The 15,018-nt window shown below is 33.4% G+C and carries 14 protein-coding genes; 2 read left to right on the plus strand and 12 right to left on the minus strand.

What is annotated here, in order from left to right; all coding sequences use genetic code 11:
* Window positions 1-207: 207 nt before the first annotated feature.
* The 6 genes from RK01_RS08225 to RK01_RS08250 all read right to left on the minus strand — a co-directional run bounded on the left by RK01_RS08225 (window position 208) and on the right by RK01_RS08250 (window position 7,852).
* Window positions 208-2,055, minus strand: a complete 1,848-nt coding sequence (locus RK01_RS08225) for an ABC transporter ATP-binding protein (protein ID WP_016172833.1) — start codon at window positions 2,053-2,055, stop codon at window positions 208-210.
* Window positions 2,056-2,067: 12 nt separating this feature from the next.
* Complete coding sequence (locus RK01_RS08230; RefSeq protein ID WP_016172834.1) at window positions 2,068-4,458, minus strand: ABC transporter ATP-binding protein; 2,391 nt, start codon at window positions 4,456-4,458, stop codon at window positions 2,068-2,070.
* A gap of 14 nt (window positions 4,459-4,472) precedes the next feature.
* Window positions 4,473-5,159 carry a TetR/AcrR family transcriptional regulator gene (locus tag RK01_RS08235; RefSeq protein ID WP_016172835.1) on the minus strand — a complete coding sequence of 229 codons (687 nt, stop codon included), beginning with the start codon at window positions 5,157-5,159 and terminating at the stop codon, window positions 4,473-4,475.
* A 462-nt stretch (window positions 5,160-5,621) separates the two neighbouring features.
* On the minus strand, window positions 5,622-6,362 hold the full coding sequence (locus RK01_RS08240) for an alpha/beta fold hydrolase (protein WP_016172836.1): 741 nt from the start codon (window positions 6,360-6,362) through the stop codon (window positions 5,622-5,624).
* A 13-nt stretch (window positions 6,363-6,375) separates the two neighbouring features.
* Window positions 6,376-6,903 carry a dihydrofolate reductase family protein gene (locus RK01_RS08245; RefSeq protein ID WP_016172837.1) on the minus strand — a complete coding sequence of 176 codons (528 nt, stop codon included), beginning with the start codon at window positions 6,901-6,903 and terminating at the stop codon, window positions 6,376-6,378.
* A gap of 184 nt (window positions 6,904-7,087) precedes the next feature.
* Window positions 7,088-7,852 carry a class I SAM-dependent methyltransferase gene (locus RK01_RS08250; RefSeq protein ID WP_016172838.1) on the minus strand — a complete coding sequence of 255 codons (765 nt, stop codon included), beginning with the start codon at window positions 7,850-7,852 and terminating at the stop codon, window positions 7,088-7,090.
* A 424-nt stretch (window positions 7,853-8,276) separates the two neighbouring features.
* On the opposite strand from RK01_RS08250, the gene RK01_RS08255 reads away from it, so the two are divergent.
* Complete coding sequence (locus tag RK01_RS08255) at window positions 8,277-8,570, plus strand: hypothetical protein (protein WP_016172839.1); 294 nt, start codon at window positions 8,277-8,279, stop codon at window positions 8,568-8,570.
* A 331-nt stretch (window positions 8,571-8,901) separates the two neighbouring features.
* On the opposite strand, the gene RK01_RS08260 is transcribed toward RK01_RS08255, so the two are convergent.
* From RK01_RS08260 to RK01_RS08275, 4 genes are all read right to left on the minus strand, one after another.
* Window positions 8,902-9,645 (minus strand): hypothetical protein, encoded by a 744-nt coding sequence (locus RK01_RS08260; protein WP_016172840.1) that lies wholly within the window; start codon window positions 9,643-9,645, stop codon window positions 8,902-8,904.
* Window positions 9,646-9,691: 46 nt separating this feature from the next.
* The gene (locus RK01_RS08265; protein ID WP_016172841.1) at window positions 9,692-10,984 is read right to left on the minus strand and encodes a hypothetical protein; all 1,293 of its coding nucleotides are present in this window, start codon (window positions 10,982-10,984) and stop codon (window positions 9,692-9,694) included.
* Between the two features lie 340 nt (window positions 10,985-11,324).
* Window positions 11,325-12,608, minus strand: coding sequence for an MrcB family domain-containing protein (locus RK01_RS08270; protein WP_016172842.1), 1,284 nt, complete (start codon window positions 12,606-12,608; stop codon window positions 11,325-11,327).
* Window positions 12,609-12,675: 67 nt separating this feature from the next.
* On the minus strand, window positions 12,676-12,924 hold the full coding sequence (locus RK01_RS08275) for a helix-turn-helix domain-containing protein (RefSeq protein ID WP_034864780.1): 249 nt from the start codon (window positions 12,922-12,924) through the stop codon (window positions 12,676-12,678).
* Between the two features lie 93 nt (window positions 12,925-13,017).
* Here RK01_RS08275 and RK01_RS08280 point away from each other — a divergent pair, with 93 nt between their 5' ends.
* Entirely contained in the window at window positions 13,018-13,395 is a 378-nt protein-coding gene (locus tag RK01_RS08280; RefSeq protein WP_016172843.1) for a hypothetical protein, read from the plus strand.
* On the opposite strand, the gene RK01_RS08285 is transcribed toward RK01_RS08280, so the two are convergent.
* Together RK01_RS08285 and RK01_RS08290 are read right to left on the minus strand one after the other, a co-directional pair.
* A complete protein-coding gene (locus RK01_RS08285) occupies window positions 13,392-13,673 on the minus strand; it encodes a hypothetical protein (RefSeq protein WP_016172844.1) in 282 nt (93 codons plus the stop codon). The genes RK01_RS08280 and RK01_RS08285 overlap by 4 nt on opposite strands.
* Before the next feature lie 331 nt (window positions 13,674-14,004).
* Complete coding sequence (locus RK01_RS08290; protein WP_016172845.1) at window positions 14,005-14,991, minus strand: replication initiator protein A; 987 nt, start codon at window positions 14,989-14,991, stop codon at window positions 14,005-14,007.
* Window positions 14,992-15,018: the final 27 nt, after the last annotated feature.

Consider the following 15,018-nt stretch of genomic DNA (forward strand, 5'->3'; position numbering starts at 1 on the left):
AATCAAAAAAAGCTAAATGGTTTTTCAAATTTCTTAAAATTTCAGCTTGTTGTCCCGTAGATAGTGCCGTTCGGGTAGCTAGACAACAACGCCTTAGATAGCTCCGGCATTTTTTTTGGTGAAACTCACATAATTTCTTTACTTAAAAAAAACGTCTCTTACTTCGAATTATAGTGCGAAGTAAGAGACGTTTAGTGGTATTTAATTTTAGCCTGCTAATTCTTCAAATTGAGAATTATAAAGTTGAGCATAGTAGCCACCTTTGGCTAATAATTCTTCATGGGTACCTTGTTCCTTAATATCCCCATCTTGCATGTAAAGAATCTTGTCTGCATCTTTAATTGTTGACAAACGGTGAGCAATAACAAAAGAAGTTCTACCCGCCATTAAGTTATTCATGGCATTTTGAATTAAGACTTCCGTCCGTGTGTCAACAGAAGATGTCGCTTCATCCAAAATCAAAATCGGTTTATCAGCTAAAATTGCACGCGCAATCGTCAATAATTGTTTTTGACCTTGTGAAATATTTGAAGACTCTTCATTTAGTTCCATATTGTAGCCACCAGGTAATGTTTCAATGAAGTGATGAACATGGGCGGCTTTGGCTGCGGCATAAACTTCTTCATCAGTTGCATCTAAATTACCATAGCGCAAGTTGTCCATAATGGTTCCTTTGAACAACCAAGTATCTTGTAAAACCATCCCAATATTTTGGCGTAAATCAGCTCGGTTAAAGTCACGAATATCATGACCATCAATTTTAATAGCACCAGAATTCACGTCATAAAAACGCATTAACAATTTAACCATTGTCGTTTTACCAGCACCCGTCGGCCCAACGATTGCCACCATCTGACCTGGATCAACATGGCTGCTAAAATCGTTAATGATAATTTTATCTGGTGTATAGCCAAAGTGTACGTGTTCAAAGTCCACTTCACCTTTAACTTTCCCGATTTTAACCGGATTTTCAACAGTTTGGGCTTCTTCATCTTCACCTAAGAATTCAAAAACACGTTCCGCTGCTGCTGCCATTGATTGCAACATATTCGAAACTTGCGCTAGTTGCGCAATTGGTTGTGTTAAGTTGCGGACATATTGAATGAAGGCTTGAATATCCCCAACGGTAATTGTGCCGTTGTAAGCTAAAATCCCACCAATAATTGCCACTGCGACATAACCTAAGTTACCCACAAAGTTCATGATTGGTTGCATCAAACCTGAAAGAAATTGTGATTTCCATGCTGATTTAAATAAAATATCATTTTGTTCTTTAAACTCTTTCATGGCATTTTCTTCATCATTAAACAAATGAACAATGTTATAGCCACCAACAGTTTCTTCTACTTGACCGTTAATTTTACCTAAATATTTTTGTTGGGTAGCAAAATATTTTTGCGAATATTTCACGACAAACATAATTAATACTAAGGAAATTGGCACAATTAAAACCGAAATTCCCGTCATTTGAACAGAAATAGATAACATCATGATAATTACACCCACGATGGTAAATGTGGAGGTAATTAACTGGGTAACAGATTGGTTTAGTGATTGTCCTAAAGTATCCACGTCATTAGTAATACGGGATAAAACTTCACCTGTTGTCCGACTTTCAAAGTAATTCATTGGCATCCGGTTAATTTTTTCGGTGATTTCTTTACGCATACGGTAAGTAATTTTTTGAGTAACAGTCGACATGATCCAGCCTTGCATCACGCCAAAGAGTGCTGCTACCAAATACAATCCCAACATAAAGAGTAGAATCTGACCGATTTTATCAAAGTTAATACCACCAGTACCTTGATATTTTTTGATTAAGCCATTGAATAATTCAGTAATCGCTTTGGATAATATTTTGGGTCCCCAGATATTAAAAACAGTTGACGCTGCTGCGAATATCATGACAAACAAGACTGCAATCTTGTAATCTGCCATATAGGAGACTAATTTTTTAATGGTACCTTTAAAGTCTTTGGCTTTTTCGCCACCGGCCATGCCACCACCCATTGGGCCACGACCGCCACGGGGAGTTTGTTGTTTATTTTCTGCCATTTTCTTCGCCTCCTATTCTGCTTCTAAGCCCAATTCAGCGTTACTCAATTGTGAAGAAGCAATTTCTTGATAAACAGCAGATGTTTCCATCAATTCTTCGTGAGTACCCTGTGCAACAATCCGACCTTCATTTAAAACGATGATATTATCGGCATGTAAAATTGTCGAAATCTTTTGTGCCACGATAATTTGGGTAATCCCCTGAACGTTTTCAGCTAATGCCCGCCGTAAAGCCACATCAGTTTTATTATCTAACGCAGAAAGTGAATCATCAAAAATCAAGATTTTCGGATCTTTCGCTAAAGCACGAGCGATAGCCAAACGTTGTTTTTGACCACCCGAAACGTTCGTTCCACCTTGAGAAATAGCTCGATCATAACCTGCATCATTTGAATCAATAAATTCTTCTGCCTGCGCAATCATGGCTGCTTTTTTCATTTGTTCATCAGAAATACCGTCGACATCACCAAATTTAATATTGGATTTAATATCGCCGGAGAATAAAACACCTTTTTGCGGTACAAAACCAATTAAATCGTGTAATTTGTGTAAACTCATTTGACGAATATCCACACCATCAATGGTAATACGGCCTGTTGAAACATCAAACAAACGTGGAATCAAACTAACAACAGTTGATTTACCAGAACCAGTTGAACCGATTAAAGCTGTAGTTTGACCAGGTTTAGCCGTGAAATTCAAGTGATGTAACACATCTTCATCGGCATCAGGATAATGGAACGTAACGCCTTCAAATTTCACTTCTCCAGTAAAGTCATGATCGTCTTGTGGTTGTTCCGGATCAGTAATGGTTGGTTTTGTTTCTAAGATTTCATCCACACGTCCAGCAGAAACGTTGGCACGAGGTAAAATAATTGAAACCATTGAAAGCATCATAAAGGCCATGACAATTTGCATTGTATAAGTAATAAAGGCCATCATGTCCCCCACTTGTAATTGACCGGCATCCATATTGTGACCACCGACCCAAACAATTAAGACCGAAATACCATTCATTAGTAACATCATAATTGGCATCATGATAGACATTGCACGGTTAACAAACATTTGTGTTTTCATTAAATCAGTATTGGCACCGTCAAACCGTTTTTCTTCATATTTTTCACGAGAGAAAGCACGGATAACAGGTAACCCGGTAATAATTTCGCGGGAAACCAAATTTACACGGTCGACTAATTTTTGTAAGCTCTTGAATTTTGGCATTGTAAAACCAAGTAATGTCAAAACTAAAATCAAGACTAAACCAACGGCCACACCGATAATCCAGCCCATGCCCGTACCGGTTTTGTAAACTTCATAAATCCCACCAAGTCCTAAAATTGGTGCATATAAGACCATACGAATGGTCATTACTAACCCCATTTGGATTTGTTGAATATCATTGGTACTTCGGGTAATTAATGAAGCTGGTGAGAATTTTTCCATCTCTGCATTAGAGAAATTTAAAATCTGATTGAATTGACCCACCCGCAAGTTCTTACCTACTGAAGAGGAAACAAGAGAAGCAATTAAACCTACTAAAATTGCAGCGACTGCTGAAATTAAAGTTAAGATAATCATTTGTGTCCCTTTTTTCATCATGTAGTCGGTTTGAATTTGCTTAGTATCTTTGTCTAACGCTTTATACTCAGCTAAAGTTAGCTGGACGCCGACAGTTTTCATGGAATCTTCGCCCATGTCGCCCAGCCCTGCTTTGGTTTCTTTTCGCGCTTCGACTACTTTTTCAGGCAGTGCATCATTCGTTTTTTTCAACTCATCGCCGATTTTTTGGGCTTCAGCACCTTTCGCCTTGGCTTCATCACCAAGTTGTTGGGCTTGCGCGCCTTTTGTTTGAGCTGTAGCCATATCCCCCGCTGCTGCTGCCGTTTGGGCTTGTGCAGCGGCTGTTTGGGCTTGTTCGCCTAACGTTTTGGCTTGAGCGCCTAATTCTTGTGCTTTTTTACTATCTGTACCTAATTTTTGATAAGTATCCAAAATTTCTTTGGCGGCATTGCCATCTTTTGAATCTTTGGCCTGAGAAGAAGCCAGCATCATCATTGGCAATTCAAAAATTTTCGCCAACTTTTCTTTGGTCATACCTTCTTGTAAATTAAGGTTGTATACCTCAACTTTTTTGCCATCCACTGTTTTCGTGCCGGCTTTATAGTTTTCTTTAATCGTATCTTTTTCAGCATCAGTCATAAATAGTTCAACTGCTGAAAGCGTAGATTTTCGAATTGTTTCAGGGGTTGGATTTTCCAAACCACCTTGTTGAATCCCTACGTCGACGATGTCTGACGTAATGCTTGGTAATGTCAAATCACTGTTGGCTTGAATTCCTAAGAGTACGAGTGCCGCTAGGATTGCATACCAGTATTTGCCCAGATATTTAAATAATTTCACGTCTGCAACCTTCCTTACCTATTAAATTTTTCATCTTTTGTTTTGGTAGCACCACTTTTTAGCCAATTAAGCTTCATTGAGAAATCATACAAAGCTTCTTGCATATCAAAATCATCTTGTCCAATCAGATGACGATACCCTTCTGCAACAGTAGAAAATACTACATGCATCAACATTTTGACTAGAATTTTTAACTCTTTTTGATTTTGAACTTTTAAAGTTGTCAGATCAATCATGTTATAAAACGCCTGCATACTCTCTCGGTGTTCCTGCCGTGCATCAGCTGCATGAAATGGTGGCGGACTCTGCTTGCCAAAATGGGGCGCAACTTTATGAAAAGAACGATAATCCATATTCATAAATAAATTTTTGTAAAACGCCGCGTTTTCTCCATGTAAAACCTCTTTGACCAATTTGGTAAAGTAAATTTCAAAACCATCAAAAAGTTGTCCTTGCGCTTCTTTCATCGCATTATTCAGTTCTTGCTGACTATCTCGCCGCATACTTTGAAAATAATAATAATAAAGATCTTCTTTATCTTCAAAATACTGATAAAAACTGCCGCGAGGAATACCAGCATCCTTGATAATTTGCGCAATGGACGCATCCCCTAAAGGAACTCTGGAAAACTCTTTTTTCGCAGCTTTCATAATACGTTGCTGCTTTTCTTTTGTCAGATGAAAAAAGGTTTCCTTTGGCATGATCTCTCCTCCTTACTTTAAAAAATTTCACTTTAAATAAATGACGCCATGTCATGTGACAATGTGTCATTATACACCCATTTTTAGTAATTGCAAGCATTTTGCATAATAATTTTCATAAAACAAAAACCAAAACAAACGTTATTTTATCTGCTTAAAGCCTTTGATTTAATAGTGTTTTCCCTATACTGGATCATTATCTTTTTAATTTATTACGCCCATACTTAATTTTCAAACGAAAAAAAATCATAAATTCTTCACAGCTTCATTTGAAATAACGTTTTCAATTTTAAAATTTTTTTACCAACATCTTTAGCGAGGGAATAGGCCACTAGAAATAGAATACATAAAAGTTTATATAAACCTTTCTATTAAACAAAATCCATTGTTTACTTTCTAAATAAAGACGACAACTGATGATCTTTGGAGATTACTGCTACAATTACTTACAAGAAGATTTTTCTACTTGATTTCCTTTAACCAAGTAATAATATACTTGCTAAGCTCTTGTTGTTGTTGTGAATTAGAAATTGTGGCTTTGCCATCACCTTTTTGCGCACCATAACTGCCAAAACCAGCATGATTACCACCTTTAATTTCTGCAAAAGTAGTATTATCTGGCAAATAGGCTTTTGATTTTTGATATTGGGTTTTATTTAAAACCTGATCCTGACTTGCAGTAATAGATAAGACGGGAATATTCACTTTTTTGAGTGAACCTTTTTCATCAGGATAACTAGCTAAAAAAATCATACCGGCAATTTCCTTTTGATGATTTTGCGCATAACGACTAGCCATCACCCCACCTAATGAGTGGCCTACCAAAATATTTTTTGCTTGGGCATTTTTCGCTAGGACAACATCCGCCTTGTTTGGCGCAAGTACTGCTAAATTTAACGGCACATTCAAAATATAAACAGAATAACCTGCATCTGCTACTTCTTGGGCCCAAATCCGATAACTAGAAGGTGCCACCAAAGCCCCGGGATAAAAGATGAGGTTGGTTTGCTCTTCATTTTTATTTGGCTGTGAACTGACAAAAAGCGCATAGTCTTTTGTCACTTTTGTGGGTTTAATCACTTTTGCATCCTTACTTGGCTTATACGTATTCTCTTTTAGATATAAGCTACCACCTGCAGCCACAAATAGAAAAACAACCAAAATTCCCAGCAACATTTTTTGCCACCAATGCCATTTTTTCACGTCCACACCTTCTTTATTCCATTTTTTTACGATAATGGAGTTCTACCATTTCCCCCATCGCTGTGCTATCAACAAAATCAAGGCGCTGTTGGTAATCACCAGTTGGAAATAACCGTTTGCCATTCCCTAAGAATACCGGTGCAATTTGAATCCAGTATTCATCTAGCAAATCGGCCGCCATTAAATGTGTCAAGAGTTCGCCCCCACCTACAATCCAAATATAGCCTTGAACCTGCGTTTTCAAATCAACAATGACTTTATTAGGATCTTGAGCGGTAAAATACCCCTCATCAATTTCATCTGTACGACTACGGGAAAAAATAATCTTTTGTTTATGAGGATAAAGTGATTGACCATTTAGTAACTTTATTACCTCATCATAAGTCACCCGCCCCATTACCACCGCTGCAACATTTTCTTCAAAATTTTCATAAGTTGACACCCCAGCTAAATTCGTATCAAATAACCACTGCAAATTGTCCGCATTATCTGCTAAATAACCATCTAAACTAATAGCACCGTAAAAAACGACTTTGGCCAATCAAAAACCTCCTTTTGTAGCATTCCATCCTATTTCAAAACAAAATGAGTTCCACTTCAGTATACCAACAAGGCGAAATCTTATAAAAAGATTGGCTTATACAAAAAAATCGCGACATTATTTAAATAATGTCGCGATTTATCAATATGATTGAATTAAAACAGATAAAATTACTAGCGATTCCTTACTTCACGTTTTGACAAATAAAGACAAATCGATGTTGCAAATTGAAAATACTTTCTCGTCTTAGCAATTCTTGATGTAAATCAAGTAATTCAGCAAAATTGTTTACGACAGAAAAATCCGGAAACTCCCACGGAATTGTCCGCAAGTAGTAAATTAGACCATCCATATCATAAAATTCTTGTTTCAAATAGGCTTCATTTTGATACAAAATCTCAAAATCGTAATTTTTTAAAGCTTTCGTCACCAATGCAAGATGGAAATCAAAAGTCTCTTTTTTGTAGTCGGGAAAAACCCGCGAGGCTAGATTAACCCCATTAAAATCACCAACTTGTTGGGAAATAAAGATACCTCCAGGCTTTAATACACGTTTCACTTCAGAGATATCAAATGATTCATGGGAATTAATTACGATATCAAAAGCATTTTCAGGAAAATTTAGTTCATCTTGTTCATTAACAAATTGAACATTAACACCTCTTGGACGTAATCTTTCTAAAAGTAAACGATAATTTTTTTCATATCCTTCTGTCACAGCAGTTTTTTCATAAGGATGACCAAATGTTGCTAATAATTCGCCCCCACCTGTTCCCATATCCAATAACTGCATATCTTTTTTCAAATATTTTAAGACAATTTTACGATAATCCCAATCAGGAACTTCACAAAAATACTTATTTTCTAAATAAGAAAAATCCCAACCGCTAAATTTCTTTTGGTTTGCTTCACTTTGTAACCACTGTTTTTTTAATAATGCTATATTCATGCTTTCATCTCCTAATAAATTATCAGTGAGAGCGATATAGCTTAGATTGACAGGAAATTTTTACTCGATATAGTGCCCATCAAATAAAACTATATCGAGTAGCTACCTCGTTTAAACATCACAATCTCCTCCTTGTTATATTTAGCATAACAATTTTAAAGTAAAATTGCGAGCGCTTTCTTATAAAAGTTTTTTTAAAATAGCATAAAATTTAGAAAGGAGTTTAAACCGGTAGAAAAACTGGAAATAGATTTACAAATTTATAAGTCTATGTTCACTGATTTCTTAATAGAGACAATCTATAAAAAATTCACATTATCCATTGTTTATCTCAGAATAATCTATAAAAGTATAAAATATTCTATTTAGGTACTTAATGGAATGGTAAAATGAAACAAATATAGTCTACAAGGAGGAGCCGACCTTGAGTAAGGATAAAAAAATTTTTTTTATTGTAACACTCATTCAGTATATAATTTATGGAATCTCGTTAGTATGGGCATTTTTAGCTAGAGGAATTACCCCAAACTGGCCATTTTATCTCTTGTTGGTAGGAATATTAATAGGAAATTTTATCCCGCTTAAGTATCGTAGTAATTTCTTTTCAACTGAGCCCGGTTTCTTTTTTAAAACCAAGACACGAAAATTTGAAAATATTATTTACCTGACCACTACTTGTATAGTTATTTTGCTAGTTTTACTTCTTAATATCTTATAATTTACCAATGAAAAAGCTGCTGAGAAGGTAGAGAACGACTTCCCCAGTATCTTTATTTTCGTAGGCAATCTTAAAAAGCACAAAAAAAGAGTACCAAAACATTGAATTAACAATGTTTTGGCACTCTTTAAATTCCTATCCCACACTGCCTTCCATTCAATGATTCAGCGCGTAATAGCAATCAGAATCGCTGAGAATCAGTGTTTGTTATCTTTATCTAAACACAATTAGATCAATGATATTCAGTCAGAATCGACAAAATGGCATTCATTATGGCATTCATTCTTTCTTTTTGAGGAGCTATTTCAAAAATCAATGTTTAGTGGCATCTTCACATCATATCTTTAAAGGATGATGTCCTAAATTCTGTTCTTTCGTACAATTCCCTTAATCTTGATTGATTGACCTTATCGCTAAGACACAAAAGCGATTTTATATTCATTTCTTCTTTTATATCAAGCTGAAACACCTTAAAATAATTGTTTTCTTTCTGAAATCGACTGCCTGAACTTTCTTCAAAACACCCTAAAATATCCAGTAATCTGTTTTGTTTCTTTTCCTGAGGTTGAAAATTATGTTTATCATTTTTAGTCGATACTATAGTTCTTCTATCCTCAGATGTTTTTCTATAATGATCCTTAACTCCTACCAAAAAATGCTCAGAATAAGCTTTTTGATCTCCTTGAACAATATTACCATCAAGTTTAATGGTATTCAGACATTTTTCTATTCTGTATTCTTTATCAATAATTTCCCATTCATGACTTTTCTTCCAGGAAATAATTTTGTCTACTTCAAAAATTAAATCACAGTAAAGAGCAACTATTTTTCCCTCTTCTTTATATGGAACTGTCCAAATCAATATATCTTTTGGTTTAATAGTTTCCCCGCTATTTGATACTGGCTTATTCAAATCTCTTGTTTTACAAAAGGTAGTATAAAACCTCTCTCCCCATATATAAGGGTCTTGATTACCATTTAAGGAATCGCAACAAATTTTCTCTCCACTAGAAAAAGTAAGTGTTTTTCTACCACCATCTCCGTGACAAACTAACCAATAATTTTTCATACCCATAAAAATCCTCTTTTATAATCCAAGCCAACCCACCAAAAATAACGAATTAATTTTCCTTAATTAATATTTTCATTAAAGTTTTTTCTACACTCGAAGAATGTAAATACCGCTTCAATGAATCGTTATATCTTTTCAAAGCATAGATCATTTCCAAAGCATCATAAATATTAGAAGATAAAGTATTTTCCTCCTCACTTCTATATCTGTTTAAATCCTCTTTTGAACAATCGTGACGAACCTCGGTAGTATTTGATATCTTGTTTTCTATACCATATTTAGTTAAAAATAGATTATTCAATGCGTCAGGAGTTTTAAATCTATAAAAATCATAATAGAGTTGCCTCATATCATACCTTTCCTTATAAAAACGTCTTGTGAAAAAAACTAAATCTTCACTTGTAAGCTCTGAAAGTAACTCAGCTATTTTTTCAAATTCTGGTATTTCTTTAAAAAGGTATTTATCTACACTATCAATTTGACGATAATGTCTTTCTTCTAAATTATAAAAATTTTTTACTTTTTTACTTAGAACTAAATTTATTACCAATGATTGACAATTAATTACATAATCCAAATTTTCTGAGATAGAGTAAATAGATTTTGAAATTAATTTAGAAAGCTCATTATGTTTAACAACAATAATCTCAAATGAATCTTTGTTTTGTTTATCAATAATTTTTCGAACTTCTCTTTTTTGACTATAGAAATAGAAAAAGAAAAACACCGGTATTATTGTGAATAAAGCAACTATAGCTGGTAATTTAGAAAAAATATCTCCCAAGTTGATTTCAATTGATACAGCCCGTTTAAGAAAATCCCAAAAATGTTCAAACTGACTATACATCCAATCAATATTAATTCTATTCAGTGAAAATAGCGTGAGTATTATTGAGATTAGCATTGGAAAGCTAATCACAATCCGAACAAAACCGACAATCTTTTGAAATAAAGTCAATTTTGATATTCCAATCCAAACTGGACTTAGATCTGAACTTGCATATCGGACCCATCCTAACCTCAAAAAGCTATAGATCCTTGACATGTTATAATCCAATCTTATCAAGAATTGAGTCAATTTAATTCGCTCTGTTCTTATTCCAAATCTACAAAATGCAACGATACCTGAACTAATCCGAGGATATATTACAACCATCAAAGAATCATAAATTATAAGAACAAACATTATCTCGATAAAGTAAAGCGCGCATAATCCCCAAAAATTATCTTGAGTTAAATTCAAATTGGCCGTGATAATAAAATCTATTACTAAATCTATTTTCAGTATTAGAAATATAGTAACTCCAATAATAAATAGCCACTGCAATATTTTTTTATACATTTACTCCTCCTCACTCTTTATAAGGATTTAATGTTATTCTAATAATCAAAAACCTTATCTTTTCAACTTATCAATCTGTAACAAAAAGAACTACTTATTTTGGCAGGCTTTGTCCATGTGAACATGTTTACTGATTCAAAGTACTATTAACTGTTTTATTTTTTTCATAGACTTACACAATCATCAAATCAATACTCTGTTATGGAGAACAATCAAAAAAGTTCCGCTCATAAATAAAAAAATGACGATCACATTGCTATTTATGGTTTCATTCTTTTTAAAAATCAACTCAAGAATCAAAGGATTCTCAACCATCTTCATTAGTGATCAAAGGAAGGGTTCATTCCTTTTTCCATCCTTTAACAATATACGAACTGGGAACAATATTTAAAAATGGTTGGACAATTTCATCTATAGTTTTTGACTTGTCACTCTCATCAATATTTTTGAATAAGTTTAATTCGTCAAACTTTGGATTTTTTGATTTGAAATCATATATCCTGAGTATACGATATGTCTCTTTATCATTAATCGCTTGACTCAACTCATTTCTAGTCATAAAGAAGGGCTCTGTGCCAAATGGGCTCTCAGTAGCCTTCACTTCAACATGAATTTCTGTCTCTTTTCCTAACCTTAAGTCATCTAAGTCGAATGCTTTTATATCATATCCAAACCCATGATTACGACCTAAATTTTCAATTTTTGACTCAAAATTGACGAAATTTTTTTCACCAACAATTTCACGTGTGATATTTCTATAATATTCAATAGCCAGCTCTTCTGCACGATGTCCAATAGTGCGATTTTTAGCTAGTTTTTTCTGCAATTTATCGTCTGATATTGTGTAATTGCTGGACTCTTCACTAATTACGTTTCCTCCAAAATTTTCGTTATAGTTACTCATTACTTCTGAATGGACTATACTTTTTTCACTAGCCTCTTCCGCCTTCTCATTGTCTAAGGAAATGCTCTCTGAAATCCAACCTTTATATCTTGAAAGCAGCGATTGATATTGTTCAAGGTCAACATTTTGAACAAGCGAGGAATAAACTTTTAGCATTTCAATCAGATCATCCTTAAGCTGTTCATCTGTAAATTTATTAAATTCATAATACTTTGCTGCAATATTTGCATATTCATATCCAATTCCAAAATCATTGTAAGCATCAAGATTAATATTTGTTGTAATACATTTCGATAAATAGATTGGATCAATTTTATCAGCCAAAATTTCAGCAGACTTAGCAGCGATTGTTTTTGAACTAATTAATTGATCATTATCATCATAAATTTTTACCTTCTTTATATTCGTCCAGCTTTGATTTAAACTCAAATAGAATCCCTCACCGTTTGCCTTGAAAAGATAAACAACATAATAAAAGCTTCCACTTGCTTTAGTTATAAACCTTTCATCAAAAACCGCATACCAAGAAACCTCAGCCATAACTTTACTATGTTGTCCAGTACTTGCTCTTGTTCTATAATGACTATCCTTAGGTATAATCGAGTCAAACTCTTGTTTGATCTCCTCTCGAAAAATTTTCACTGCTGGATTAGTTTTTTTATTTGGTCTATTCTCGCCATTTTGAAGCATCTTCATAAATCGATTTAAGTTTGTTTTCATACTTACCTCATTAAACTTTTTATTTGAACCTTTTTCTCGCTAATAAAGCACTTCCAAGTATTATTTTTTAGTCATTTAGTAATGATTCGTAGTTTAAATGCAAAATATTTTTTATTCCTCTAAGTTGTTCTAATTTAATATGCTGCCTTCCACCTTCTATTTTTACAAGCGTTTCTCTAGTTATATCCACGTTATTAAGCTGTAACATCTTAACTAACTCAGTTTGCCCGATCCCTTTTTCTTTCCTAATGCGCTTAATATTTCTACCGATTACATTATTCGGATCAATTATTTTTTCTTCTTTCAAGATTAACACACCTTATGGACTAAAATAAGTCCTTTTTCTTGTTAATCTTAGAGAGAAACCATGATACAATGGGACTAGTTCTAGTCCACAAGGAGGTTACTCATGAATATTTCAAAAGCTTTGATTTTTGAAAATAGGGCGCAATATCTTAAAGCTATCATCATCAAAATTTTTTTGTCTCTTTTAGTGGCAAAACTATTTACTTACCAGGGCACTTTTATAGGCACATTATTTCTCAATTATTTTACTTTCAGCATGTTTTACTTTTCATTGAGGATTGCTAAAAACTATCTTATCGCAGTAATTCTATTATTAGGAATATGTATAGCAATCATGCTGACTAATGAGTATTTCCACAATGGATACTCTGTAGAAGCGAGTAATTTATTTTTTATGGTATTTGCTCTATTTCCTTTTATCTATGATCTTTTCATCATACTTTGGGTCACTATTAAAAAAATAAAACTCAGCCAATCTTAAACTGGCTGAGTTTTCACTTTATCTGTGATCTCATTGATATACTGATTCATATTTTTCCAGTATATCAACATTTTATCAAGTTCTCCCCTGTTATAACTAAATAGATCAATAGAGAGCATTCTTCTTAAAGTTGAAAGAATAGCAGAATATAAATTTGAACCATTTTTATCGATTCCATTATTCAAAATATAATTTAAAAGTCTATTGTAAATCCCATACGAAAACTCATTGATGATTTCAATTTTTGCTGTTAATTCGTAATCAATTTTGTAATCCATATTTCTCACCTCTTCAACTTAAAAATTCTCTATATCCAAACCTAAAAAATCTTAAAACAGTTCAAAATGTTTAAAATGTTTTTTTGATTTTGCTTCTTTCAATTTTACCACTAAAAATCGAGCAATAGCGACACAAAAAGTTGTAGAATATTCTACCAAGAAAAAACAACGTTTTAGGGCGTGTGCGCACACACCCGATGCTTGCCCTTCTAAAATCATTAGTGGTAATGGTTCTTTAATGCCCAAAAAAACAGATAGCCAAAAAAAGAATCTACGACTATCTGCTCTGCAACTTTTTTACTTTTAATAATTCTAACTTTTCAAAGTTTATTCAATGAAATGGTTCTTCATAAATCATTTCAAAACGAACTTTTCGTTTTTCTTTTTTGCTCATGTCTTTTGTGATTGCATTAAACTCAACAAAATTTTCTTCCAACTCTAATTGACCTGAATTATACAAAATATCTAATTCTGTAGCTCCATATTTTTTCTCCATTAGAAGAACATTTTCCCAAAAAGTTTCCATAGTGCTCGTCCAATATTTCTTAGGATTATTCATCGGCTTATTTTTGTGTTGATACTCTTTCAATTTAAAGTAAAATTTTTTTGCTTTTAGTTCAATACTTTTCTTCCAGATATCACCATAAATAATATGTCGATTTGATTTTGTGTTTTCTTTATTCTGAAAATTCTCGACTTTGATTTTAGTTGAATAAATGATATCCGCGTACTCCTTTACAAGAATTCCGTTACCAAATATAGATAAAAATTGGGCTGTTTCTTGCGAAACAAGTTCACTTTGAATGATCTTGTGAAAAATTTTTTTGTCAACTTGTCTTAAATCTCTAATAGTATCATTATTAGTATCAATGGTATTGTTATACTCAGTATCATTAGAGTAAAGTTTTTTAACCTCTGGGGGTAAAAAATCTTTACCCCCGGAATTTTTACTCTCGGAATTTTTTTCAACTGGACTAAGTATATATAGCCGATTTGGTTGATTCAGACCAACATATTCTTCTTCCAATAAACCATACCGTACTAACTCTTTTTTTATCTTTATTACTGTAGGTTTGCTTCTCTTAATGATTCTCCCTAGCTCTTCTACTGTGTATATAAAAAAAACAGCATTATTATTATCAATCCATCTATTTCTAATGCTTAATTCAAAACGATCCTGAAATATTGCATACACCAAAATTGATTCATTACTCAAATCTTGATATAGCTGACTATTAAGTAATTGCTTGGGTACTCTGTAGAATGTTTCTTTTGGGATAATATCTTCTATTCTTATTCTTCTGCTTGAATTTGTCATATTTTCTACTCCGTATTAATTGTGATA

Source organism: Enterococcus dispar ATCC 51266 (assembly GCF_000406945.1).
In the GTDB taxonomy this organism is placed as follows: domain Bacteria; phylum Bacillota; class Bacilli; order Lactobacillales; family Enterococcaceae; genus Enterococcus_C; species Enterococcus_C dispar.